We start from the raw sequence: 25,744 nt of genomic DNA, 5'->3' as shown, positions 1-25,744 counted from the left end.
TCACGCCGTCGTCCCTGCGCCCCGTACGACCCCGGCACCCCACCCGTCCTGACCGCCCGCGGCGCCCGCCGAGCCCCGACGGGATCCGCCGCCGCGCCGACGAACGGGTCGGTCCGTCACCGTGCCGACGAACGGGGCACACCGTCCCGCCCGCCCTCCGGCGCGATCCCGCCCCACCGGCGGCGACCAGCTCACCGACAACTGATCTGCGACCGCGCCCAGTCCCCCAGCGCCAACAGATCGCCCGCGCTCTCCGGCTCGACCACCAGGCGCAGCGTCTTGCGCCCGGCCAACGGGACGTGCACCGGCATCGCCGACTCCCCGCCGCGCAGGACCGGCGACCGCCACAGCCGCACCCCGTCCCCGTACACCGAGAAGCGCAGCGCGCCCAGGCCCAGGCTGAGGTCGTCCACGCCGGCCACCGCGTCGTACGCCGTGCACTGCCGGTTGAGATCGATGACCACCGAGGACGAGGCGTGCACGCTCACCCCGTGGGGATAGGCAGTCCCGCCGATGCTCGGGCGGTACCGCTTCCACAGCCAGCCGCTGTCGAGGGCCCGTACCTCCGGCTTGCTGCCGTCCCCCATGAAGTCGTACGCCAACGCGCTGACCTGATACGCCGTCGTCGGCGGCGTGGGGGTGGGCGTCGGGGTGGGCGTCGGTGTCGGGGTGGGCGTGGGCGTGGGCGTGGGCGTCGGAGTCGGCTTCGGCGGTGCCGGGGTGGGAGTCGGCGTCGGGGTGGGCTCGGACGGTGTCGGGGTGGGCGTCGGCGTGCGGGACGCGGTCGGCTCGGTGACCGGCGCGCCCACCGGCGGCCGGGGGGTGTGCGACGGCGGCGGGGCCGGCACGGACGGCGCGACCGGCGCCGGCCGGTGCGGTTGCGCCCGCGGGGCCGGCTGCGGCGACCCGGCCAGTGCGAACGCCAGCGCCGCCCCCGCCGCGACCACCAGCCCGGCCCCGATACCGATCTTCACCGGCGCGGCCAGCCCCTCGCCCACGGCCACCCCGCCGCCGGCGCCGCCCGCCGTACCGGAACCGGACCCCGCGGCGGCCGCGGCCACCCCGGCACCCGCCGCGGCCCCGGCGCCGGCGATCCCGGCCACCGCGGCGGCACCCTTGACGGCGTACCCGGCCGCGAACCAGCCGATGACCGCCACCGGCAGCACCGCCCCGATCCGCTGGTTGAGGTCGACGACCTCCAGCGCCGCCCCGCGGCACCGGGCGCACTCCTCCAGATGCTTGCGCAGCCCCCGCTCGGCCCGCATCCGCAATCCGCCCCGGGCGTACGCGCCGAGCCGGTCGGCATAGCGCGCGCAGTCGCCGCCCGCGGTCAGCGACTGGCTCACATGCGCCTGCAGATACGCCTGCTTGAGCCCCTCCCGGGCCCGGTGGGCCAGCACGGCGGTGGCGTTGGCGGTCAGCCCGAGCAGCGGTGCGACCTCGCTCGGCGACTCGTCCTCGATGGTGGTGTGCCACAGCACCGTCTGATAGCGCTCCGGCAGGCTGCGGAACGCCTGCACCGCCATGGTCTGCTCGGCCTCGTGCATCGCCCGGACGTCCGCGCCCAGATCCAGCGTGCCGTCGTCCAGGGACGACCCGGCCGCCGACACCGCGAACACCGCGAAGTCCTCGACCAACTGCTCCCGCCGGGCGGTCCTCGCCCAGGCCGCGGCGACCCGCCGCACGGTCGTCAGCAGATACGCGCGCACCGCGGAGTCCGGCCCCGCCCCGCCGCGCACCGCCTGCAGGGTGCGCGCGAAGACCTCGCCGGTCAGATCCTCGGCGGTGTGGGCGTCCCGGCAGCAGCCGCGCGCATACCGGCGCACCGCCTCGGCGTGCCGGCGGTACAGCTCCTCGTAGGCGCTGTCGTCACCGGCCCGCATCGCGGCGACCAGCTCGGCGTCGGACGGCGGCAGATCCGCGTCCGCGCGCTCGCCGGCCACCCCCACCGGCTCCTTCGACGGCATCCCGCCGTGCCGGGAGCGCCTGCGCTGCGCCGGCACGCTGGGCCCGGCGTCCTCCACGCCGCCGAGCGGGGGCGTCGCCCCCGGCGGCCCGGCCCGGCCCGGCACCTGATCCGACGGGCGTCCCGTGGTCCCGCCACGCCGCTCGTCCCGCCCGTCAACACCCATCGCCGAGGCTCCCGAACCCGTCACACCGCAACACCGCGCAAGCGTGCCACACCCTTGGCCCGGGCTTCAGGGCCCCGGTGGGCGACCACTCATCCGGGGCGCCCGCACTGGCGTTCACCCGTACGGGGCGCCCCGTACCGGTCGGGGCCACCGCATCGCAGGGATGCCGGCGCCCCACCGGGACGTCCCGCACTCGGGGCCTCCCGGTGCCGCCGCCGGCTCCACGGGGGCGGTTCGTGCCCCGCCCGCTGTCGTGGAGCCGGCCGCCGCGCCTCATGTCGCGGGACGCGACCGCAGCCCTTCCAGCAGGATCTCCAGCAGCCGGGCGGAGGCCGCCTGCTGCTGCCCGGGATCGGGCAGTGCGGGCGCACCCGTGGCGATGACCAGCAGCACGTCGGAGACCGTGACATCGGTCCGCAGCGCACCTGCCGCCCGGGCCCGCTCCACCAGCCGTCCGACGACGTCCAGCAGCGCCTGCCCGCCGGGCGTCTCCTCGGCCTCGGGGCCGCTTCGCGGCCCGTCCGCCTCGCCGGGCGCCATCCGCTGCAGCGGCACCCGGGCCTCGGTGCCGCCCTCCGGCACCCGCGGCTCGGCCGCGCCGTCCGCCCGCTCCTCGCTCGCGCCGACCCGCAGGATGCCCGGCGGCAGCAGCCGCCCGGCGCCCGAGGCGACCGACGTGCGCAGGAACCGCGCCAGCGCCGACCACGGATCGTCCTCTTGGCCCAGTGCGGCCCGTGCCTGCTCGGTCAGCCGAGAGGTCTCCTCCTCGGCTATCCGCCGGACCAGAACGTCCTTGCTCGGGAAACGGCGGTAGACCGTCCCGACCCCGACCCGGGCGCGCCGCGCCACGTCCTCCATCGGCGCGCCGTACCCCAGTTCGCCGAAGACCTCGCGGGCCGCCCGCAGCACATGCTCCAGATTGCGCTGGGCATCGACCCGCAGGGGTGTGCTCCGGCCGTTGAGACCGGTCGCCGCGCCCGTTCCGTTGCCGCCGGCGCCGTTGACACCGTCGGAAGCGGCAGCGGTCATCGTGGCCGCCGCCGACCATTGAGAGCCCTGAATGTGCATAAGTGATCCCCCGGTAATGACGTCTCCCCCCGGAGACTCCCCGCCCTGACGGTCGGGGCGACCCGACAAGAGGGTGCACCCCAACGACATACGAACATAGTTGAGCCCGCGTCAAGATTGAAGGGGGCGCTCCGTACGCCGTGCCCCCCGTTCGGCCCAATGGACCCGATCCGTCCTGCTCGTCCTTCCGCTCACCCCGCGCCGAACTCCGCCTGACCAGCGTACTTCGCCCCGCTCGGCCGGAATGTACCGCTCCGCACCGCGCCTCGTACCGGACATACTTTTCGACCGGCCTGTGGACAAAGCCGTCCCGGCGGTGCGTCATGGAACAGTGCTGTGCTGTCCGGGGGCACAGCGCCCGAAGGTGGCCGCGCGCGCCGGCCCGGCCACCCGCTCGGTGGCGCCCCGGCCTGGTCGACACCGCGAGGAGAACCTCTGTGAAGACTGTGTCTTCGGAGCATTCGGACGCCGTGGCGCGCATTCTCGTGGTGGGCGGTGGCTACGTGGGGATGTACACGGCCCTGCGGCTGCAGCGGACGCTGAAACAGGAGCTGCGGCAGGGCACGGTCGAGATCGTCGTCGTCGATCCCGAGCCCTATATGACGTACCAGCCGTTCCTGCCGGAGGCCGCCGCCGGCTCCATCTCCCCGCGCCACGTCGTCGTCCCGCTGCGCCGCGTCCTGCCGCACTGCACGGTCGTCATCGGCGAGGTCACCGAGATCGACCACGAGAAGCGCAAGGCGAGCATCGCCACCCTGGCCGCGGAGCACGCCGGCGCCGGCGCCCTCACCGTGGCCTACGACGAACTGGTCCTCGCGCCGGGATCGGTCTCGCGCACCCTCCCCGTCCCCGGACTGGCCGACGTCGGCATCGGATTCAAGACGGTCGAGGAGGCCATCGGACTGCGCAACCACGTCCTCGAACAGCTCGACATCGCCTCCTCCACCCGCGATCCCGCGATCCGCGACGCGGCGCTGACCTTCGTCTTCGTCGGCGGCGGCTACGCGGGCGTGGAAGCGCTGGCCGAACTGGAGGACATGGCCCGCTACGCCGTCCGCTACTACCACAACGTCGGGCCCGAGGACATGAAGTGGGTCCTGGTCGAGGCGACCGACCGGATCCTGCCCGAGGTCGGCCCCGACATGGGCGGCTACACCGTCCGCGAGCTGCGCGCCCGCAACATCGACGTCCGCCTGGAGACCCGCCTGGAGTCCTGCGAGAAGCGCATCGTCCGGCTCAGCGACGGCTCCCGCTTCCCCGCCAGGACGCTCGTGTGGACCGCCGGAGTCAAACCGCACCCCATCGTGGCCGCGAGCAAACTGCCGCTGACCGACCACGGCCGCCTCAAATGCACCGCCGCGCTCCAGGTGGACGGCGTGGAACACGCCTGGGCAGCCGGGGACGCGGCGGCCGTCCCGGACCTGACGGCCCCGTCGCCCGCCACCCCCGACGCGCCGCACGCCGTCTGCGCCCCCAACGCCCAGCACGCCGTCCGCCAGACCAAGGTGCTGGCCGAGAACCTCACCGCGGCCCTGCGCGGCGGCGAGATCCACAACTACGCGCACAAGTACGTCGGTTCGGTGGCCTCGCTCGGCCTGCACAAGGGCGTCGCCCAGGTCTACGGCCGCAAGCTCAAGGGCTACCCGGCGTGGTTCATGCACCGCGCCTACCACCTCAGCCGGGTGCCCACCTTCAACCGCAAGGCCCGGATCCTCGCCGAGTGGATCCTCGCGGGTCTGTTCAAACGCGAGATCGTCTCGCTCGGCTCGCTGGAGAACCCGCGCGCCGAATTCGAACTCGCCGCGGGCACCGGCCGGCACAACGAAACCAGCTGACCGACCGCCCGACCAGGGACGTTGACCGGCCGCCCGGACGGCCCGGGCCGACCGCCCCCGGGCCGGGAACTACGCCTCGACGTCCGGCGTCTGACGGATGACCGTCCGGTCGGCCACACTGGACGTGTGACCATGGGTGGGCTCGTATCTGCGAAGAGTGACAATCACGAGGATTCAGGACGTTTGCTGCATTCCGCCAGAGGGTGCCGATCGTGCCCTCCGCCCCACCACGGGGCCCGCCCCCACGCCGATGGCCCGACCCCGCGCGACGACGCGAAGTAAGAGGTATCCCTCCGTGATCTTCACGCGCTGGAGCGCCAAATTCCCCGGCACGCAGCGGCGCACCGCCGCCCGGTCCGACCGCGCCGCCACGCCGTCCGCCCCGTCGGGGCCCACGGCGCACTCCGCCGCGCCCACCGACGACCCCTCCGACACCGTCCCCGCCGCCCGCGCCGAGGGCTCCGGCGAGGACGCCCCGCCGCCCACCGCGCCCCCCACCGTCGACGCGCTCTCCGTCCACGACATCCTCGGCACCATCCCCGCCCTGGTCGCCGTCGTCTACGGCCCCGAGCACCGCATCGCCTACGTCAACAGCGCCTACGCCGGCGTCTTCGGCCCCCGCCCGGCCGGCCACACCGCCCGCGAGGCCCTCCCCGAACTCGGCGAACTGGGCCTGCTGCCCCTGATGGACCAGGTCCTGCGCAGCGGCAAACCCCGCACCGTCAAGTCCCGCAAGGTCCCGGCCGGCGCCGGCGGCGACCGCACCCGCGACGGCTACTACACCTTCACCTGCACCCCCATCGAGGTCGCCGCCAGCGGCCCGGCCCCCGACCCCGAGGTCGCCTGCGTCGCCCCGCACAAGGGCGTCCTGGTCTTCGGCGCCGAGGTCACCGACCAGATCGAGTCCGCCGAACGGCTCCGCGCCAGCGAGGCCCGCCAGCGCGCCGCCGCGGTCACCCTCCAGCGCTCACTGCTGCCCCAGGAACTGGAGCAGCCCGACGACCTGCGGGTCGCCGCCACCTACCAGCCCGGCGGCACGGACGCCGCGGTCGGCGGCGACTGGTACGACGTCATCACCCTCGGCGCCGGCCGGACGGCCCTGGTCATCGGCGACGTCATGGGCCGCGGGGTGCGCGCCGCCGCCGTCATGGGCCAGCTCCGCACCGCGGTCCGCGCCTACGCCCGCCTGGACCTCCCGCCCCACGAGGTCCTCCAACTCCTCGACGGCCTGGCCGCCGAGATCGACGCCAGCCAGATCGCCACCTGCGTCTACGCCGTCCACGACCCCAACGAGGGCCGCCTGGTCTACGCCTCGGCCGGCCATCTGCCGATGCTCGTCCGGGACGCCGACGGCACCATCCGCCGCGCCGCCGAACCGACCGGCCCGCCGCTGGGCACCGGCGGCTGGCTGCACACCTCCGGCTCCGTCCCGCTAGCCGCCGGCAGCAGCGCCGTCCTCTATACCGACGGCCTCGTCGAACGCCGGGACAAGGACATCGACGAGGGCGTCGCCGCCCTGGAGCGCGCCTTCGCCGGCTCCACCGGCACCCCCGACATCGTCTGCGACCGGCTGCTGCGCTCCCTGGGCATCACCGCCGCGCACGACGACGACGTCGCCATCCTCGTCATCCAGAACCCGGTCCGTACGGGCCACGACGCCGAGCTGTTCCACAACGCCGCCCTCGAACTCCACGGCGGCACCGAGGCGGCACCGCGCGCCCGCGCCTTCGCCTCCGGCGTCCTCGCCTCCTGGCGCTTCTCCCCGGAACTCCACGACCTCGGTGTCCTGGCCGCCAGCGAACTCGTCGCCAACTCCCTCCAGCACGGCACCCCGCCGATGCGCCTACGGCTGCGCCGCACCGACCGTCGCCTGATCATCGAGGTCACCGACGGCGACGACCACCTGCCCCGCCGCCGACGGGCCGAGCCCGTGGACGAGACCGGCCGCGGCATCTCCATCGTCGCCACCATCGCCTCCTCCTGGGGCTCCCGCCGCACCCCGGGCGGCGGCAAGGCCGTCTGGTGCGAATTCGCCCTGCCCAGGGGCTAGGTCGCCTCCACCCGAGGGCGGCGCCGCGCCAACAGCGGGCGCCGCCCCCGGACCGCCTCTCACACGCCCGCGGACACCGGCTCGGCCTCCACCCGCTGCGCGGGCAGGGCCGCCACCCGGTGCGGCTGGTCCTGGGCCGGGGTCAGCATCCGCCCCAGCCGCAGCGCCAGCACCGAGATCCCGACCGCGCACACCACCAGCATCGCGATGTACGCGACATGCATCCCGTGCCCGACCATCAGCGCCCCCACGGCCGGCCCGACCGCCAGCGCCAACTGCTTGACCAGTGCGAACGCAGAGTTGTACTGGCCGATCAGCGAGGTCGGCGCCAGATCCGCCACCAGCGGCGCCACCGTCGGCGCCAGCAGCGACTCCCCGACGCCGAACAGCGCATACGTGGAGATCAGCAGGACGGTCGCCACCACCTGGCTCCCGTGCACCAGCCCGGACAGTCCGGCGGCCAGCCACGCCACCGTCCAGATCACGCCCACCAGCGCCATCACCCGGCTCCGACGCCGCCGCTCGACGAGCTTCAGCACCACGAACTGGGCCACCACGATCGCCGCCGTGTTGGCCGCCAGGGCGATGCCCAGCGTCGCCGGCGCGATCCGGGTCACCTCCGTGGCGTACGCCGCCAGCCCCGACTCGAACTGCCCGTAGCAGGCGAAGAACAGCACGAAGCCCAGCACGCACAGCCACACCATCCGGCGGTCGCCGAACAGCACCCGCCAGGCGCCCTTGGCCCGCTCCTCCGTCGGCACCGCGTCCTCGACCTTCGGCGCCCGCGGCAGCCGTACGGTTGCGATCGCCGCGCCCAGCACCAGGAACATCACGGCCTCGATCGCGAACAGCCGCACAAAGCTCGACGCGTGCGTCTCGTCCACCAGCTGACCGCCGACCAGGCCGCCTATGCCGAGCCCCAGGTTGTTCAGGAAGAACTGGGTGGCGAACGCCCGCGACCGGGTCACCGTCGTCGAGCACCACACGATCATCGTGGCGAGCGCCGGCTGGATCACCGCGATACCGGCCCCCAGCGCCACCGCCGACGCGATGACCATCGGCTCGGTGGCCGACAGCCCGATCCCCAGCGAACCGACGGCGGCCGAGACCGTACCGACGACGGCCACCGGGAGCGGCCCCCGCCGGTCGATGACCCGTCCGGTCAGCGGCAGCACGATCAGTGCGGAGATCGCCAGCATCGCCAGCACCGCACCAGCCGTATTCGCACCGAGATGCCGCACGTTCGCCACGTAGACGTACAGATACGGCACGGTGAAGCCGCTGCCGAACGCGCTCAGCGCGTTCCCCAGCTGGATCCGGCGCAGCGCGGCGCCCATCGCGGTGGTCACACTCACCTACCTAGGTCAGGTCACAAAAGACGGATACGAGTCAGGAACCCCCCGGGCCGAGTCGAGGCGGTGTCCACAGCGTCCTCGGCGTTCACGACACCCGGGACGTCCAAGACCGGACAGTCACACCCTCAAGACTTCGACCCTAAAGTTCGAAGGTAAAGACTACATGACGAAGAACTTCAACGCCAATGACTTTCGTGTCATACTGCGCCGCATGCCAGAGCCCTCAGATGCGCCCGCCGGTCACTCCGAGCCGAGCCTTGAGGAACAGATCGCGGCCTACCAGCGCGAGTTCCGGGACCTCGACCCCCAGGTGGAGCAGGTCGTCTCCGCACTTCAGCGCCTCAACCGGCGGATGAACGTCGCCTACGGACGCCAGACCGCCACCCTCGGCATCAGCAACGCCGAATGGGAGGTCCTCAAGGCCCTCGTCGTCTCCGGCGCGCCCTACCGCATGGGCCCCGGCGAACTCGCCAAGCGCCTCGGCCTCACGCCGGCCGCCATGACCCACCGCATCGACCGCATGGCGAGCGAGGGTCTGGTCACCCGCGAGCGCGACGAGACCAACCGCGTCCGAGTGATCGTCGAGCTGACCCACGAGGGCCGCGAGAAGTGGCTGGAGGCGATGCGTATGGCATCGGTCTTCGAGGAGGATCTCCTCCAGGACCTCTCCGGCGAGCAACGCCGCATCCTCGGCGATGCGTTGACCCGGCTGCTGCGCCGCGTCGAGGAGGCCCAACCCGACGCCGAGGGCCGCCTGAGCGACCTCGACTGACCGGGTTTGACACGCCCCTCCCCGATCCGTAGTGTTCTCCGAGTTGCCAACGAGCCGGAACGGTTCTGCGGTAGCCATCCCGCCGCTTCGCGGCAACCCACTACTGCACGGTCCCTCAATGGGAGCGAATTTCGCATGCCGAAATTCATTCCGGGCGCCTGATTAGGCGTCAGCGAGGAATTCCGCTAACGTAGTGAACACCCCGCCGACGGGGAATCGGATCGAAATTCGAACCGACCGCAACTCACTGAGAAGCGGGCCGGAACAGAAAGAAGATCTGATAAAGTCGGAAAGGCCGAAAAGCGAAAGTGAAGCGGCCGGACCCCGCTCCAGCAGGGGGCCAGAGACGGAAACGGATCTGGTAAGGTTGGAACCGCGAGGAAGCCGAAAGGCCGAATCGCACCGGCGAAAATCGGGGCCGAAAGGATCTGATAGAGTCGGAGACGCAAGACCGAAGGGAAGCGCCCGGAGGAAGCCCGAGAGGGTGGCCGAAGGAAGCGTCCGTTCCTTGAGAACTCAACAGCGTGCCAAAAGTCAACGCCAGATATGTTGATACCCCGTCTCCATCTTGGAGATGAGGTTCCTTTGAAAAGTCCTTCCAATAGCTTTGGGAGGCGCACAGCGAGGACGCTGTGAACCGCGAGGATTATTCCTCCTTGTGGTTCCGCTCAACGCGAGTGTTGATACCGGATTACCGGTAAGCATTCACGGAGAGTTTGATCCTGGCTCAGGACGAACGCTGGCGGCGTGCTTAACACATGCAAGTCGAACGATGAACCGGCTTCGGTCGGGGATTAGTGGCGAACGGGTGAGTAACACGTGGGCAATCTGCCCTTCACTCTGGGACAAGCCCTGGAAACGGGGTCTAATACCGGATATGACACGGGGTCGCATGATCTCCGTGTGGAAAGCTCCGGCGGTGAAGGATGAGCCCGCGGCCTATCAGCTTGTTGGTGAGGTAGTGGCTCACCAAGGCGACGACGGGTAGCCGGCCTGAGAGGGCGACCGGCCACACTGGGACTGAGACACGGCCCAGACTCCTACGGGAGGCAGCAGTGGGGAATATTGCACAATGGGCGAAAGCCTGATGCAGCGACGCCGCGTGAGGGATGACGGCCTTCGGGTTGTAAACCTCTTTCAGCAGGGAAGAAGCGAGAGTGACGGTACCTGCAGAAGAAGCGCCGGCTAACTACGTGCCAGCAGCCGCGGTAATACGTAGGGCGCGAGCGTTGTCCGGAATTATTGGGCGTAAAGAGCTCGTAGGCGGCTTGTCACGTCGGATGTGAAAGCCCGGGGCTTAACCCCGGGTCTGCATTCGATACGGGCAGGCTAGAGTTCGGTAGGGGAGATCGGAATTCCTGGTGTAGCGGTGAAATGCGCAGATATCAGGAGGAACACCGGTGGCGAAGGCGGATCTCTGGGCCGATACTGACGCTGAGGAGCGAAAGCGTGGGGAGCGAACAGGATTAGATACCCTGGTAGTCCACGCCGTAAACGTTGGGAACTAGGTGTGGGCGACATTCCACGTCGTCCGTGCCGCAGCTAACGCATTAAGTTCCCCGCCTGGGGAGTACGGCCGCAAGGCTAAAACTCAAAGGAATTGACGGGGGCCCGCACAAGCAGCGGAGCATGTGGCTTAATTCGACGCAACGCGAAGAACCTTACCAAGGCTTGACATACATCGGAAAGCATTAGAGATAGTGCCCCCCTTGTGGTCGGTGTACAGGTGGTGCATGGCTGTCGTCAGCTCGTGTCGTGAGATGTTGGGTTAAGTCCCGCAACGAGCGCAACCCTTGTTCTGTGTTGCCAGCATGCCTTTCGGGGTGATGGGGACTCACAGGAGACTGCCGGGGTCAACTCGGAGGAAGGTGGGGACGACGTCAAGTCATCATGCCCCTTATGTCTTGGGCTGCACACGTGCTACAATGGCCGGTACAATGAGCTGCGATGCCGCGAGGTGGAGCGAATCTCAAAAAGCCGGTCTCAGTTCGGATTGGGGTCTGCAACTCGACCCCATGAAGTCGGAGTTGCTAGTAATCGCAGATCAGCATTGCTGCGGTGAATACGTTCCCGGGCCTTGTACACACCGCCCGTCACGTCACGAAAGTCGGTAACACCCGAAGCCGGTGGCCCAACCCCTTGTGGGAGGGAATCGTCGAAGGTGGGACTGGCGATTGGGACGAAGTCGTAACAAGGTAGCCGTACCGGAAGGTGCGGCTGGATCACCTCCTTTCTAAGGAGCATCTAGACGGTCGCAAGATTGTCCAGAGCCACTACGTCGGCGAATGTTCGACGGTGGTTAGCTCATGGGTGGAACGTTGACTACTCGGCGCGATTGGTGTGAGGACTGTTAGTACTGCTTCGGCGTGGAACGCAGGGTCTCATCTGGTCGGGTCGGGCACGCTGTTGGGTGTCTGAGGGTGCGGACTATGGTCTGAGCCTTCGGGATGCCGGTCCCAGTGAACTCAGCCTTCGGGTTGGGGTGGTGGGTGGCTGGTCGTTGTTTGAGAACTGCACAGTGGACGCGAGCATCTGTGGCCAAGTTTTTAAGGGCGCACGGTGGATGCCTTGGCACCAGGAACCGATGAAGGACGTGGGAGGCCGCGATAGGCCCCGGGGAGCTGTCAACCGAGCTTTGATCCGGGGGTGTCCGAATGGGGAAACCCGGCAGTCGTCATGGGCTGTCACCCGCTGCTGAACACATAGGCAGTGTGGAGGGAACGCGGGGAAGTGAAACATCTCAGTACCCGCAGGAAGAGAAAACAACCGTGATTCCGGGAGTAGTGGCGAGCGAAACTGGATGAGGCCAAACCAGTCACGTGTGATACCCGGCAGGGGTTGCGTGGTTGGGGTTGTGGGATCTCTCTTCTGTCGTCTGCCGGCGGCAGGGCGAGTTAGAAACCGTTGATGTAGGCGAAGGACATGCGAAAGGTCCGGCGTAGAGGGTAAGACCCCCGTAGCTGAAACGTTAGCGGCTTGCTTGAGAGACACCCAAGTAGCACGGGGCCCGAGAAATCCCGTGTGAATCTGGCGGGACCACCCGTTAAGCCTAAATATTCCCTGGTGACCGATAGCGGATAGTACCGTGAGGGAATGGTGAAAAGTACCGCGGGAGCGGAGTGAAATAGTACCTGAAACCGTGTGCCTACAAGCCGTGGGAGCGTCGCGCAGAGACTTGTTCTTTGCGTCGTGACTGCGTGCCTTTTGAAGAATGAGCCTGCGAGTTTGCGGTATGTTGCGAGGTTAACCCGTGTGGGGAAGCCGTAGCGAAAGCGAGTCCGAATAGGGCGTTGGAGTAGCATGCTCAAGACCCGAAGCGGAGTGATCTAGCCATGGGCAGGTTGAAGCGGAGGTAAGACTTCGTGGAGGACCGAACCCACCAGGGTTGAAAACCTGGGGGATGACCTGTGGTTAGGGGTGAAAGGCCAATCAAACTCCGTGATAGCTGGTTCTCCCCGAAATGCATTTAGGTGCAGCGTCGTGTGTTTCTTGCCGGAGGTAGAGCACTGGATAGGCGATGGGCCCTACCGGGTTACTGACCTTAGCCAAACTCCGAATGCCGGTAAGTGAGAGCGCGGCAGTGAGACTGTGGGGGATAAGCTCCATGGTCGAGAGGGAAACAGCCCAGAGCATCGACTAAGGCCCCTAAGCGTGTGCTAAGTGGGAAAGGATGTGGAGTCGCAGAGACAACCAGGAGGTTGGCTTAGAAGCAGCCACCCTTGAAAGAGTGCGTAATAGCTCACTGGTCAAGTGATTCCGCGCCGACAATGTAGCGGGGCTCAAGTACACCGCCGAAGTCGTGTCATTGCGGTATTACCCCCAACGGGGATCGTGATGGGTAGGGGAGCGTCGTGTGCCGGGTGAAGCAGCCGTGGAAACGAGTTGTGGACGGTTCACGAGTGAGAATGCAGGCATGAGTAGCGATACAAGAGTGGGAAACTCTTGCGCCGATTGACTAAGGGTTCCTGGGTCAAGCTGATCTGCCCAGGGTAAGTCGGGACCTAAGGCGAGGCCGACAGGCGTAGTCGATGGACAACCGGTTGATATTCCGGTACCCGCTTTGAAGCGCCCAATACTGAATCAGGCGATGCTAAGTCCGTGAAGCCGCCCTGATCTCTTCGGAGTTGAGGGGAGTGGTGGAGCCGACGGACCAGACTTGTAGTAGGTAAGCGATGGGGTGACGCAGGAAGGTAGTCCAGCCCGGGCGGTGGTTGTCCCGGGGTAAGGGTGTAGGCCGTGTGGTAGGTAAATCCGTCGCACGTTAAGGCTGAGACCTGATGCCGAGCCGATTGTGGTGAAGTGGATGATCCTATGCTGTCGAGAAAAGCCTCTAGTGAGTTTCAAGGCGGCCCGTACCCTAAACCGACTCAGGTGGTCAGGTAGAGAATACCGAGGCGTTCGGGTGAACTATGGTTAAGGAACTCGGCAAAATGCCCCCGTAACTTCGGGAGAAGGGGGGCCATTTCTGGTGATCCGTTTTACACGGTGAGCTGGGGGTGGCCGCAGAGACCAGCGAGAAGCGACTGTTTACTAAAAACACAGGTCCGTGCGAAGCCGTAAGGCGATGTATACGGACTGACGCCTGCCCGGTGCTGGAACGTTAAGGGGACCGGTTAGCTCCATTTCGGTGGGGCGAAGCTGAGAACTTAAGCGCCAGTAAACGGCGGTGGTAACTATAACCATCCTAAGGTAGCGAAATTCCTTGTCGGGTAAGTTCCGACCTGCACGAATGGCGTAACGACTTCTCGACTGTCTCAACCATAGGCCCGGTGAAATTGCATTACGAGTAAAGATGCTCGTTTCGCGCAGCAGGACGGAAAGACCCCGGGACCTTTACTATAGCTTGATATTGGTGTTCGGTTCGGCTTGTGTAGGATAGGTGGGAGACTTTGAAGCGCCAACGCCAGTTGGTGTGGAGTCGTTGTTGAAATACCACTCTGGTCGTGCTGGATGTCTAACCTGGGTCCGTGATCCGGATCAGGGACAGTGTCTGGTGGGTAGTTTAACTGGGGCGGTTGCCTCCTAAAGGGTAACGGAGGCGCCCAAAGGTTCCCTCAGCCTGGTTGGTAATCAGGTGTTGAGTGTAAGTGCACAAGGGAGCTTGACTGTGAGACTGACGGGTCGAGCAGGTACGAAAGTAGGGACTAGTGATCCGGCGGTGGCTTGTGGAAGCGCCGTCGCTCAACGGATAAAAGGTACCCCGGGGATAACAGGCTGATCTTCCCCAAGAGTCCATATCGACGGGATGGTTTGGCACCTCGATGTCGGCTCGTCGCATCCTGGGGCTGGAGTCGGTCCCAAGGGTTGGGCTGTTCGCCCATTAAAGCGGTACGCGAGCTGGGTTTAGAACGTCGTGAGACAGTTCGGTCCCTATCCGCTGCGCGCGTAGGAGTCTTGAGAAGGGCTGTCCCTAGTACGAGAGGACCGGGACGGACGGACCTCTGGTGTGCCAGTTGTTCTGCCAAGGGCATGGCTGGTTGGCTACGTTCGGAAAGGATAACCGCTGAAAGCATCTAAGCGGGAAGCCTGCTTCGAGATGAGGGCTCCCACCCACTTGATGGGGTAAGGCTCCCAGTAGATGACTGGGTTGATAGGCCAGATATGGAAGCGCCGTAAGGTGTGGAGTTGACTGGTACTAATAGGCCGAGGGCTTGTCCTCAGTTGCTCGCGTCCACTGTGTTGGTTCTGAAGCCACGAACAGACCAACGGTTGTTCATAGTTTCATAGTGTTTCGGTGGTTATAGCGTTAGGGAAACGCCCGGTTACATTCCGAACCCGGAAGCTAAGCCTTTCAGCGCCGATGGTACTGCAGGGGGGACCCTGTGGGAGAGTAGGACGCCGCCGAACTAATTTTAGAAGAAGCCCTGTTGGGAACCTCGGTTCCCAACAGGGCTTCTTTGCGTTGTCCTTCCGTAGGGCTGGGTACGCTCGTTTGATGCGTTATGACCTGATCATTTTCGACAATGACGGTGTACTGGTCGACAGCGAGCCGATCTCCAACCGGATCCTCGCCGGCTATCTCACCGAACTGGGGCACCCCACCACGTACGAGGAATCGCTGCGTGACTTCATGGGCGGGTCGGTGCAGCGGGTGCGGGACATGGTGCGGGAGAAGTCCGGGCGTGCACTGCCGGCGGATTTCGAGAGCGGTTTCCACACGCGGGTCTTCGACGAGTTCCGTCGCCGGCTGCAACCGGTGCCGGGGGTGGAGGCGGTCCTGGAGAAGCTCGCCGCGGACGGCGTGCCGTACTGCGTCGGTTCGTCGGGGAGCCATGAGCGGATCAGGGTGGCGCTGACGAAGACAGGGCTGTTCGAGCGGTTCGGTGCGGAGCGGGTCTTCTCGTCGCAGGATGTGGCGCGGGGGAAGCCGGCGCCCGACCTGTTTCTGCACGCGGCGAGGGAAATGGGTGTCGCGCCGGGGCGGTGTGCGGTGGTCGAGGACAGCCCGTTGGGCGTGCGGGCAGCGGTGGCCGCGGGGATGGACGTGTTCGGGTTCACGGCGATGACGCCGGCGGCGAAGCTGAGGGAGGCCGGGGCCACCGCGCTGTTCAGGGATATGGCGGAGCTGCCGCAGTTGGTGCGGTAAGGACGGGTGCGGGGCGGTATCCGCCCGCCGGTCCGCCAACTACTCGTACACCAGGCGGAATTGGGCGAGTGATCCATCTACCCAGTGGTAGCCCGGAGTTCTAGGCTGACGCGCCATGACGCCCCCTCTGGTACCGGGAGCGCGGCTCCGCCGTGGCCGGGTCTCGCTCGCCCTCAGCTTCTTCGCCCAGGGGGCGGTCTTCGCCCTGCTCGTGACCCGTATACCGGCGATCCAGACGCGCTACGGCATCTCCGACGGCCTGCTGCCAGTCTTCCTGGCGGCCGTTCCGGTGCTCGCCGGCGTCGGCAGCGTCGGCACCGAGCACCTGGTGAAGCGGGTGCGGCCGAGCGTCGTGCTGCGCATCGTGCAGCCGGTGGTGTGCCTGGTGCTGCTGGCGGTCGGAGCGGTCGGGTCGCTGGCGCAGGCCGCGGTGGCGCTGGCCGTGTTCGGGCTGACCGTGGGCGGCCTGGACGCGTCGATGAACATGCTCGGGGTGAGTCTCCAACGGTCCTACGGGCGGAGCATCATGCTCGGCTTCCACGCCGCGTACAGCCTGGGCGGGATCGTGGGCGCCTCGCTGGCGTGGGCCGGGGCGCACTGGGAACTGCCGCTGGTGGTGCTGTACGGGCCGGTGGTGGCGGTGGCTGTCCCGCTGGTGCTGGTCATCGGCCGGTGGTTCGTGGACGGCGAGGACCGGGGCGGGGCGGAGGGCGTCGGGGGGACGGCGAGCGGGACGCCGGTCGCGATGCGGCTGCTGTTGCCGCTGTGCCTGGTGATGGCGTTCGCGTACATCGGCGACTCGACGGTCTCCAACTGGAGCGCGAAGTATCTGAAGGACGTACTGGGCAGCTCGGAGCAGTTGTCGACGGTCCCGTACAACGTCTACATGGTGACGGCGCTGCTCGGGCGGGCCGTGGGGGATCTGGGGGTGCGGCGCTTCGGGCCGGTCGCGGTGGTGCGGATCGGGACCGTGGTCGCGGCGGTCGGCTTCGCGGTGGTGGCGGCGGCGCCGGGGGCCTGGGTCGGGATGGCGGGGTTCGTCCTGCTGGGGCTCGGGTTGTGCGTCATCGTGCCGCAGACCTTCGCGGCGGCCGGGCGGTACGCGGTCGAGCGCCATGGTCCGAGTGCTTCGGATCCGACCATCGCGCGGCTGAACATCTTCAACTATGTGGGATTTCTGATCGGATCCCCGTTGGTGGGCGGGCTGGGGGACGCCTGGACCTATCGCGGGGCGATGCTCGTACCGATGGTGCTGGTCCTGGTGACATTGGTGTACGCCCGCTCGTTCGGGTCGTCCTCGGCCCGATACGGTGACGACCATGAGCGGCCGCGCACAGCTGATGTGGGACGAGGCAGTAACGGGCTATAACTTCGGGCCGGGGCATCCGATGGACCCCGTCCGGCTCGCCCTGACGATGCGTCTGGTGGAGGCGTACGAGCTCCATCGGGGGCCGCTGGAGGTGGTGGCCGCCAAGCCGGCCGGCGACTCCACGCTGCGCCTGGTGCACCGTGAGGACTACATCGAGGCGGTCCGCCGGGCGTCCGCCGACCCGGAGTCCGCGGACCTCGAATACGGCCTGGGCACCGAGGACGACCCGGCGTTCCCCGGGATGCACGAGGCGTCGGCGCTGATCGCCGGGCAGTCGGTGGGGGCGGCGGAGGCCGTCTGGCGCGGTGAGGCGGAGCACGCGGTGAACTTCGCGGGCGGGCTGCACCACGCGATGCCCGGAGGCGCGTCCGGATTCTGCGTCTACAACGACGCGGCGCTGGCGATCGCCCGGCTGCTGGAGCTGGGCGCCGAGCGCGTGGCGTACGTGGATGTGGACGTGCACCACGGGGACGGCGTCCAGGCGGCGTTCTGGGAGGACCCGCGGGTGCTGACGATCTCGTTGCACGAGCATCCGCGGACGCTGTTCCCGCAGACCGGCTGGCCGGAGGAGACCGGCGGGGAGGGTGCGGAGGGCAGTGCGGTGAACGTGGCGCTGCCGGCCGGCACCGCCGACGCGGGCTGGCTGCGGGCCTTCCATGCCGTGGTGCCGGAACTGCTGGCCGCGTTCCGGCCCCAGGCCCTGGTCACCCAGCACGGCGCCGACACCCATTTCGAGGACCCGCTCGCGCATCTCGCGGTGAGCCTGGACGCGCAGCGTGCGGTGGCCGAGTCCTGTCACGCGTTGGCGCACGAGTACGCGGACGGGCGCTGGGTCGCGCTCGGGGGCGGCGGCTATGCGGTGGTGGAGGTGGTGCCGCGCAGCTGGACGCACCTGGCGGCGATCGCCGGGCACCGGCCGATCGACCCGACGTCGCCGGTGCCGGAGGAGTGGCGGCACGAAGTGTTCCGCAGGACGCGGCAGTTGGCGCCGTACCGGATGACGGACGGGCGGACTCCGCAGTGGCGGGACTTCGCCGAGGGCGGCTACGACCCGGCCGACCGGCTCGACCAGGCGGTGCTGGCCACCCGTCGGGCGGTGTTCCCGTCGCACGGGCTGTTGCCGTGAGGCGGCGGGGGATGCCGTAGGGGGTGGGGGAACAGAACCCGTAGGGGATGCGAGGCCCCCCTGCGGGGCCACAACGTGGTGGGGGGAAGGGGCATTCCCGTTTGGGTCGGGGCTGCCCCGGATGTGTGACTACCCGTCGGTTAGGGCATCCGCATCCCGGTCGAACGGCCAGCATGGGGCCCGTGTTGGGCACCGGGGCGCTGCGGGCGCACCTGATCGAGGCGCGGCTCGCGGGGACGATCGCGACCACGCGGGAGCAGAGTCTGCGGCGCTACCGGCTCTTCGCGGCGCGCGATCCGCGGGCGCTGCTGGGGTTGGATCCCGAACGGGACTGGTCCTTCGGTGAAGTCCTGCGACTGATGGGACAGGAGTGCGGTATTTCAGCCGATCCCGCGCATACTTCAGGTCTGGATGTGATCGATCCCGACCGGACGATCGCCGGGTTGGACGCGTTCGCCGACCGGCTCGCCGTGGCGGCCGGCCGTCGGGTGCCGGTGCTGCTCGGCACCGGGCACCCGCACCGGCTGCTGGAGTTCTACGCCGCCCTCGCAGACGCCCTCTCGTCGGCGGGCTGCACCGTCCTCACCCCGGCGTATGGCCATCGTGTCGACATAGCGACCCGGTTCGGAGTACGCACCCGGGTCCTCGATTACGTACGGGGAGTCGCGCTGATGCGCGAGCCCGGCGTGCGGGGCGCACCCTCCGAGGGGGGCGTGCACACCCATTCACCGCTGCCGGTGCGGACCGCTCTGGGGGTCGCAGCGGCGTCCGCCGGGCCGCTTCCGGGGCTGGTCATCGGGGACCACGGATGGGTCTGCGGGGCAGGTCAGCTGGGCATCGAGGCGATCGGGCTGGCGGACGCCGACGACCCCGCGCCGTTCGTCGGGAGGGCGGAGGGACGGCTGTCCGCGGTGGTGCCGCTCGATGATGCCGTCCGGTCGACGCACTACCGCCCCCTGATCCGCTACATCCTCAATAGGGCGCATCTGTCCTGATTGGCGGTCGTTCGCTGCTCCTCTTCCCCACTCGCATCACCCGCCCCTAATCTGGGGAGTGAACGCATGGCGACGAAGAGTCACCGGAGGGGAAGCCGGTGCCCGTCTTATGCGGAAGGTGCAGGTGTGTGATGGCTGCGGACCAGAGGCCGTTGAACGAGGTTGTATTTCTGACAGTGGCGGAGGTCGCCACGGTGATGCGAGTGTCGAAGATGACCGTGTACCGCCTGGTGCACAGCGGTCATCTGCCCGCGATTCGCGTGGGACGGTCTTTCCGGGTGCCGGAGCAGGCCGTCCACGACTATCTCCGTGAGTCGTATGTGGGGGTGGAGTCGGCCTGACGGCTCGTTCGACGACCCTCGGATTACGCGGTACGGCCGGCGCCGGGTACCCTGGCCCGATGTAGGTAGTGTGGGCTCGGACGCCCCGCACCGAGTGATACGAAGTGAGCGAGGGTAGTCGTGGGCTCTGTTATCAAGAAGCGGCGCAAGCGGATGGCGAAGAAGAAGCACCGCAAGCTGCTCAAGCGCACCCGTGTGCAGCGTCGCAACAAGAAGTAAGCGACGCTGATCACGATTTCGCGGCTCCTTGTCGCCCCTCGGGCGATAGGGAGCCGCGGTGCTTTTGTGGGCCGTATGGACGGTGGTCGTACGCAAATGTCGTTACGGGCATCGTGCGGTCATCGCCGCGCAACACCGACCCGATAGCGTGAGCCGCACATCTCGGCGCAGGCGGAAGCCGCTGCGGGAAGGAGGGCCGATCTTGGGCAACGTCGTGCTCGTCACGGGCGTCGCACGGCAGCTGGGGGGCCGGTTCGTCCGCCGGATCCAGCGCGATCCCGACGTCGATCGGGTGATCGGGGTCGATGCCGTGACACCGGAGCACCCCCTGGGCGAGGCGGAATTCCTCAAGGCCGACATCCGGCATCCGGCGATCGCCCGGGTCCTGGCCGAAACGGGCGTCGACACCGTCGTCCACATGGACATCAACGGCACGCCCCTGGGCAGTCGCGGCGGCCGGGCCTCCGTGAAGGAGACCAACGTCATCGGCACCATGCAGCTGCTCGGCGCCTGCCAGAAGGCCCCGAACGTCCAGCGCGTGGTCATCAAGTCCAGCACCAGCGTCTACGGCTCCGCGCCGCGCGACCCGGCGGTCTTCACCGAGAACACCCCGCCCAAGTCGTTGCCCAGCGGCGGCTTCGCGAAGGACACCGTCGAGGTCGAGGGGTACGTCCGCGGCTTCGCCCGGCGCCGCCCCGACGTGGCGGTCTGCGTCCTGCGGTTCGCCAACGTCATCGGGCCGTGCGCGGACTCCCCGCTCGCCGAGTACTTCTCGCTGCCCGTGCTGCCCACCGTCCTCGGCTACGACCCGCGGTTGCAGTTCGTCCACGAGGACGACGCGATCGACGTGTTGCGGATCGCCGCCGCCGCGCCGCGCCGCGGCACCCTCAACAGCGGCACGTTCAACATCGCGGGTGACGGCGTCCTGCTGCTCTCGCAGGTCTCCCGGCGCCTGGGCCGGCCCACCCTCCCGCTCTTCCTGCCCACCGTGACCTGGGCCGGCACCGCCCTGCGGTCGCTCGGCATCACGGACTTCTCGCCCGAGCAGATCCGGATGCTGACCCACGGCCGGGTCGTCGAGACCACCCAGATGCGCGAGACACTGGGCTTCCACCCCCGGTACACGACGGCGGAGACCTTCGAGGAATTCGCCCGCAGCCGCGGACCCGGGCTGCTGCCGCCCGAGTCCCTCGCCCGCACCGTCGACCGGCTCGCCGGTGTGCTCTCCGCACGCCGCGGCCCGATCCAGTGAGGAGTTCACCCACGATGGCGGACGCCAAGGTCATTCCCTTCGGCGAGGAACCGCGGGCGCGCCGCAAGGCCCGGCGGTCCGCGCGCGGCACCGCCCTGGCGCCCGTACCGGAGGCCCGCACCGAACCGGAGCCGCCGCCGGCCCCGCGCCCGGCCGGCGGCCGGACCCTGGACGAGCGGATCGCGGGCGGGCTGGCCTTCCTGCGCCGGCGGATCACCGGCGACTACGAGGTCGACGACTTCGGCTACGACAAGGAGCTGACCGACCAGGTCCTGATGTCGCTGCTGCGGCCGCTCCACGACAAGTACTTCCGGGTCGAGGTCAAGGGGATGGAGAACATCCCCGCCGAGGGCGGCGCGCTGATCGTCGCCAACCACTCCGGGACGCTCCCGCTGGACGGCCTGATGCTCCAGGTCGCGGTGCACGACAATCACCCGGCACAGCGCCACCTGCGGCTGCTGGCGGCCGATTTGGTGTTCGTGCTGCCGGTGATGAACGAGCTGGCCCGCAAGGCCGGGCACACGCTCGCCTGCGCGGAGGACGCCCAGCGGCTGCTGGAGCGCGGGGAGATCGTCGGGGTGATGCCGGAGGGCTTCAAGGGCATCGGGAAGCCGTTCGCGGACCGCTACAAGCTCCAGCGCTTCGGGCGGGGCGGCTTCGTCTCCACGGCGCTGAAGGCCGGCGTGCCGATCGTGCCGTGCTCCATCGTGGGCGCCGAGGAGATCTACCCGATGATCGGGAACGCCAAGACCCTGGCGCGGGTGCTGGGGCTGCCGTACTTCCCGGTCACGCCGACGTTCCCCTGGCTGGGGCCGCTCGGCGCGGTGCCGCTGCCGACGAAGTGGACGATCCAGTTCGGGGAGCCCATCGCGACCGAGGGCTATCCGGCGGAGGCGGCCGACGACCCGATGTTGATGTTCAACCTGACCGACCAGGTCCGGGAGACCATCCAGCACACCCTCTACAAGCTGCTCGTGCAGCGGCGCTCGGTGTTCTTCTGAGGGGGGACCGGAAGAACACCGAGCGCCGGGGGGCTGCGCCGGCCGCCGCGGGCCCGTGCCGCGCGGGCGGGCCGGCTACTTGGGCAGGTTGTCGCCGTCGATGCCCAGCTCGGGCAGGAGCCCGGGCAGCAGCGGCGGCAGCGTGACGTCGGGGTGGCCGGTGCCGTCCTTGCCGTGGTTGCCGTCGTGCGGGGAGGCGCTGCCCTTGCCGGGCGAGCCGAGCAGGCCGCCCGTACTGCCGCCGAGCAGACCGCCCTGCTCCTGGGACGGCGAGGCCGAGGGGCGCGGGGCCTGCTGGGCGGTGCCGTGGGAGTCGGACGGGGACTCGCTGCCGGCCGGCGACGGGCGGCTGGCGCCGCCGACGGCACCCCGGTCGGTCGGCGTGTCGTGGTGGCGGCTGTGGCTGTCCGGGGTCGCCGGGAGCAGCGGGCCGACCTCATCGTCTATGGCGGCGAAGACCGAACTGACCTCGTCGCGCACGTCGGTGAGCTGTACCGGGAGCCTGTCACGCAGCTGGGTCCAGGTGTCGCGGTGCGACGTGGTGAAGGAGTTCAGCGCCTGGATGGGGCCGAGCGAGCCGTCGCGCTCGTAGGCGGCGTGCAGCAGGCGGTGCCCCTCGCCCGCGTCGTGCCGGACGCCGGCCAGCGCCTTGCGGACCTCGAAGAGATCCTCGTGGTCGAGCTGCGCGGACCGGCCGCGCTCCATCAGACGGCGGGCCTCCAGCATGCGGGTGGACGCCTGGTCGAGGTAGAGCTGGCCGCGGTCGGAGTCGTCGTCGCTCATGGTGAGCCGGAGGTCTTCCATGCCGCGCTTGAGGCCGTACAGGGAGTCGCCGGGGAGGGCGTCGGTACTGGCCGCGGCGACGCCGCTGAACGCGCCGGCGGCGACGCCGACTGTCAGGCCGCCGGCCGCCAGCCCCTTGGAGAGGCGGGAGCGCGGGCGCAGCCGGCCGAGCGATGTGCCGGCCCGGTGGGTGCCCTTCCTCTCGCGTTGTTCGGGCACCCGGGTGTCGCCGGGCGTGGCGCCTTCGGCGAAGGCAGCCTCCATCGCCGCGATGAGCTGGGCACGCTGGACAGTCTTGACCTCGGCGGCCATCTCCGGCTTCGGGAGCTCCCCGAGGCCGTCGGCGACCGCCAACAGCCGTGCGTCTACCGGCGCTTGCGCCGCGTTGTCGACCTGGTCCTCGGTCGCCGCGCCCCTGAGCACCTGCTCCTCCAGGGCCTGGGCGAAGGCGTTGGCCCGCCGGTGTACCGAGACATTCGCGATCACGGGCGGCACCTCCTCTCGTCATCCCGCTCGACTCCCCGGACTGGCATTGACTATCCAGACGGGCCGGATGGTTGCACGCCGTGATCCGTGGCCACTCGAACGAGTGAGGGGCTGCGGACATGGCGTGACCGCGTGGAGCCTGCATCCCGCACAACGAGCGGCGCGGCACTCGGGTTACGCACTCACGATGATCTGACCGTCAGGGCATGCCCGATCACCAACGGTGAGCGGTGGGCGGGGTGTTGGGGGTGTCGGCGGCGAGGGGCCGGCTGTCAGCGGGCGTCTTCGGGGAGGAGCCGCGCCAGGGTGCGGACGGCCCGGTACTGGAGGGTCTTGATGGCGCCCTCGTTCTTGCCCATGACGCGGGCGGTCTCGGCGACCGAGAGGCCCTGGAGGAAGCGCAGGGTGACGCATTCCTGCTGTTGGGGGTTGAGCTTGCGGACCGCCTCCAACAGGGCGGCGTTGGAGAGGGATTCGAGGACCGAGTCCTCGGGGCTGCGCTCGACCTCGTTGGCGTCGAGCATCTCTCCGGTGGTGACTTCCAGGCGGAAGCGGGAGGACTTGAAGTGGTCGGCGACGAGGTTGCGGGCGATGGTCACCAGCCAGGCGCCGAAGTCCCGCCCCTGCCAGGTGAACGTGCCGATGCGGCGCAGCGCGCGGAGGAAGGTCTCGCTGGTGAGGTCCTCGGCCGTGGCCCGGCCGCCCACGCGGTAGTAGATGTAGCGGTAGACGGTGTCGGCGTACTGGTCGTAGAGGCGACCGAAGGCGTCGGCCTCGCCGGCCTGCGCGCGTTCGACGAGATCCATCATGCGACGGCTGTCGCTGTCCGCGGGGCGCCGTGCGGTGGTGGTACCGGTGCCGGCGCGGCGCGTTCTGCCGGCGGAGGCGGCCTTGCCGACCGCAGCGCTCCCGTCGGCCAACGCGTAGCAGGGGCCGGTGGGGACGGCTGTGGCGAATGCGGGGACGGCGTACGCGGTGGGGACAAAACTGCGCAGGTGGTCGACGAGTGTCGTACGCAGCGTAGCCAGGCCCGAGGCGTCAACCCCGACGTGTGGGTACACGGGACTCCCAGAGGCAGAGCTTCCATCACGTGCAGTGCGGGACCGTTCACTCGTCGTAGGGACGTGTGGGTTCCGGAATGCGTCTGAGGAGAATAACGCTTCGTACAGGCAGCGCTACACCCAGTTGCTCAAATCATCGATTACTTACGGTCCGTGTCCGGTTGGTGGCGGATCAAGTATCGAATATTGAGCAACTATTGATCGGAAGGGAGCGCAATCTGCCTGGTTGAAGGGCGTGTTGTGGTTAACCGCCAGGAAAGGGACTGACGGGGCAACGGTGGGGGTAGGGAGTGCGGATGGCCCGGCGCCGTGCCCGGTGATCAAGGACGGTCAGCGACGGCGGCGCTGGAGCGCGGCGGCCGCCGCCGCGCCACCCGCGAGCGCACCCACGGCCGCGGCCGCCGGGATACCGATCCGGACGGCCTTGCGCCCGGTCCGGTAGTCGCGCACCCGCCAGCTGTGTTCCCGGGCGTGCTTGCGCAGCCGGGTGTCGGGGTTGATCGCGTAGGGGTGGCCGACGAGCGAGAGCATCGGGATGTCGTTGGCCGAGTCGCTGTAGGCGGCGCAGTGCGACAGGTCCAGGTGCTCGGCGGCGGCCAGGGCGCGCACCGCCTCGGCCTTCGCCGGGCCGTGCAGCGGCTCGCCGACCAGCTTGCCGGTGTAGATCCCGCCGACGGACTCGGCGACCGTGCCGAGGGCGCCGGTCAGCCCCAGCCGGCGGGCGATGATCGTCGCGGTCTCGACGGGCGCGGCGGTCACCAGCCAGACCTTCTGGCCGGCGTCGAGGTGGGCCTGGGCCAGGGCTCGGGTGCCGGGCCATACCCGCTCGGCCATGTACTCGTCGTAGATCTCCTCGCCGATGGACATCAGCTCGGCGACGCGGTGGCCCTGGACGATGGACAGTGCGCTGTTGCGGACGTCCGCCATGTGCTCGGAGTTCTCGCCGGCCAGCCGGAAGTAGATCTGCTGCCAGGCGAAGCGGGCCAGGTCGCGCTTGTGGAAGAAGTGCCGCTTGTACAGGCCGCGGCCGAAGTGGAAGAGGGCGGCGCCCTGCATGACCGTGTTGTCGAGGTCGAAGAAGGCTGCGGCGCTGGTGTCCCCGGCGACCGGGAACTCCGGCTCGGCCGGGGCCTCGGCGGGTGGCGCCTCCTGGGACGACTTGCGGGCGGCCTCGGCCGCGGCCTCGCCGGCCAGCACGCTGCGCGCCGTGGCGGGTCGTCTGCGGCGGGTGAACCACCCCGCGGGGAAGAGCGCCCCGGCGGGGCTCCGGTCGGGGCGGTGGGCGGGCGACGGGCGGGCCATGCGGCTAGCGT

Annotated in this window: 17 protein-coding genes and 3 rRNA genes; 14 read left to right on the top strand and 6 right to left on the bottom strand. The window is 68.9% G+C overall.

All coding sequences use genetic code 11. The annotated features are described in order from the left end of the window. Positions 1-191: 191 nt before the first annotated feature. Complete coding sequence (locus JNO44_RS21090) at positions 192-2,132, bottom strand: sigma-70 family RNA polymerase sigma factor (RefSeq protein ID WP_205365663.1); 1,941 nt, start codon at positions 2,130-2,132, stop codon at positions 192-194. A gap of 273 nt (positions 2,133-2,405) precedes the next feature. After that, a complete protein-coding gene (locus JNO44_RS21085) occupies positions 2,406-3,200 on the bottom strand; it encodes a TetR/AcrR family transcriptional regulator (protein ID WP_067349662.1) in 795 nt (264 codons plus the stop codon). 509 nt (positions 3,201-3,709) lie between these two features. Between JNO44_RS21085 and JNO44_RS21080 the strand changes: the two genes are divergently transcribed. Both JNO44_RS21080 and JNO44_RS21075 read left to right on the top strand, forming a co-directional pair. Next, positions 3,710-5,035 (top strand): NAD(P)/FAD-dependent oxidoreductase, encoded by a 1,326-nt coding sequence (locus JNO44_RS21080; RefSeq protein WP_240167983.1) that lies wholly within the window; start codon positions 3,710-3,712, stop codon positions 5,033-5,035. Between the two features lie 295 nt (positions 5,036-5,330). Beyond that, the gene (locus tag JNO44_RS21075) at positions 5,331-7,085 is read left to right on the top strand and encodes a SpoIIE family protein phosphatase (RefSeq protein ID WP_205365662.1); all 1,755 of its coding nucleotides are present in this window, start codon (positions 5,331-5,333) and stop codon (positions 7,083-7,085) included. 59 nt (positions 7,086-7,144) lie between these two features. On the opposite strand, the gene JNO44_RS21070 is transcribed toward JNO44_RS21075, so the two are convergent. Beyond that, positions 7,145-8,434 (bottom strand): MFS transporter, encoded by a 1,290-nt coding sequence (locus JNO44_RS21070; RefSeq protein ID WP_205370140.1) that lies wholly within the window; start codon positions 8,432-8,434, stop codon positions 7,145-7,147. A gap of 217 nt (positions 8,435-8,651) precedes the next feature. On the opposite strand from JNO44_RS21070, the gene JNO44_RS21065 reads away from it, so the two are divergent. The 12 genes from JNO44_RS21065 to JNO44_RS21010 all read left to right on the top strand — a co-directional run bounded on the left by JNO44_RS21065 (position 8,652) and on the right by JNO44_RS21010 (position 22,101). Beyond that, on the top strand, positions 8,652-9,212 hold the full coding sequence (locus JNO44_RS21065; protein WP_039641345.1) for a MarR family winged helix-turn-helix transcriptional regulator: 561 nt from the start codon (positions 8,652-8,654) through the stop codon (positions 9,210-9,212). Positions 9,213-9,916: 704 nt separating this feature from the next. Next, a 16S ribosomal RNA gene (locus JNO44_RS21060) occupies positions 9,917-11,445 on the top strand. A 303-nt stretch (positions 11,446-11,748) separates the two neighbouring features. Next, positions 11,749-14,871 (top strand): 23S ribosomal RNA (locus tag JNO44_RS21055). A 71-nt stretch (positions 14,872-14,942) separates the two neighbouring features. Continuing rightward, a 5S ribosomal RNA gene (rrf, locus tag JNO44_RS21050) occupies positions 14,943-15,059 on the top strand. Together the 16S, 23S and 5S rRNA genes form the textbook arrangement of a ribosomal RNA operon. An 88-nt stretch (positions 15,060-15,147) precedes the next feature. Further along, positions 15,148-15,798, top strand: a complete 651-nt coding sequence (locus JNO44_RS21045; RefSeq protein ID WP_205365661.1) for an HAD family hydrolase — start codon at positions 15,148-15,150, stop codon at positions 15,796-15,798. 115 nt (positions 15,799-15,913) lie between these two features. Next, complete coding sequence (locus tag JNO44_RS21040) at positions 15,914-17,167, top strand: MFS transporter (protein ID WP_205365660.1); 1,254 nt, start codon at positions 15,914-15,916, stop codon at positions 17,165-17,167. Continuing rightward, positions 17,118-18,293: an acetoin utilization protein AcuC gene (locus tag JNO44_RS21035; protein WP_039635088.1), complete on the top strand. Its 1,176-nt coding sequence runs from the start codon at positions 17,118-17,120 to the stop codon at positions 18,291-18,293. The genes JNO44_RS21040 and JNO44_RS21035 overlap by 50 nt, the downstream gene beginning before the upstream one ends. Positions 18,294-18,475: 182 nt before the next feature. Continuing rightward, positions 18,476-19,288, top strand: a complete 813-nt coding sequence (locus JNO44_RS21030) for a phosphatase (protein ID WP_073442565.1) — start codon at positions 18,476-18,478, stop codon at positions 19,286-19,288. Between the two features lie 131 nt (positions 19,289-19,419). After that, positions 19,420-19,629 carry a helix-turn-helix domain-containing protein gene (locus tag JNO44_RS21025; protein WP_014144137.1) on the top strand — a complete coding sequence of 70 codons (210 nt, stop codon included), beginning with the start codon at positions 19,420-19,422 and terminating at the stop codon, positions 19,627-19,629. 120 nt (positions 19,630-19,749) lie between these two features. Continuing rightward, positions 19,750-19,848, top strand: coding sequence for a 30S ribosomal protein bS22 (locus tag JNO44_RS21020; protein WP_003948845.1), 99 nt, complete (start codon positions 19,750-19,752; stop codon positions 19,846-19,848). Between the two features lie 202 nt (positions 19,849-20,050). Next, positions 20,051-21,100 carry an NAD-dependent epimerase/dehydratase family protein gene (locus JNO44_RS21015; RefSeq protein ID WP_205365659.1) on the top strand — a complete coding sequence of 350 codons (1,050 nt, stop codon included), beginning with the start codon at positions 20,051-20,053 and terminating at the stop codon, positions 21,098-21,100. A gap of 14 nt (positions 21,101-21,114) precedes the next feature. Continuing rightward, entirely contained in the window at positions 21,115-22,101 is a 987-nt protein-coding gene (locus JNO44_RS21010; RefSeq protein WP_205365658.1) for a lysophospholipid acyltransferase family protein, read from the top strand. A 75-nt stretch (positions 22,102-22,176) separates the two neighbouring features. On the opposite strand, the gene JNO44_RS21005 is transcribed toward JNO44_RS21010, so the two are convergent. The 3 genes from JNO44_RS21005 to JNO44_RS20995 all read right to left on the bottom strand — a co-directional run bounded on the left by JNO44_RS21005 (position 22,177) and on the right by JNO44_RS20995 (position 25,628). Next, entirely contained in the window at positions 22,177-23,370 is a 1,194-nt protein-coding gene (locus JNO44_RS21005; RefSeq protein WP_205365657.1) for a DUF5667 domain-containing protein, read from the bottom strand. Positions 23,371-23,642: 272 nt separating this feature from the next. After that, positions 23,643-24,431 (bottom strand): ECF subfamily RNA polymerase sigma factor, BldN family, encoded by a 789-nt coding sequence (locus JNO44_RS21000; protein WP_205365656.1) that lies wholly within the window; start codon positions 24,429-24,431, stop codon positions 23,643-23,645. A gap of 330 nt (positions 24,432-24,761) precedes the next feature. Next, positions 24,762-25,628 (bottom strand): HAD family hydrolase, encoded by an 867-nt coding sequence (locus tag JNO44_RS20995; protein ID WP_420882751.1) that lies wholly within the window; start codon positions 25,626-25,628, stop codon positions 24,762-24,764. Between the last annotated feature and the right edge of the window lie 116 nt (positions 25,629-25,744).

The organism is Streptomyces noursei (assembly GCF_016917755.1).
GTDB classification, from domain to species: domain Bacteria; phylum Actinomycetota; class Actinomycetes; order Streptomycetales; family Streptomycetaceae; genus Streptomyces; species Streptomyces yunnanensis.
This window is presented reverse-complemented; position numbering and strand designations above follow the sequence as displayed.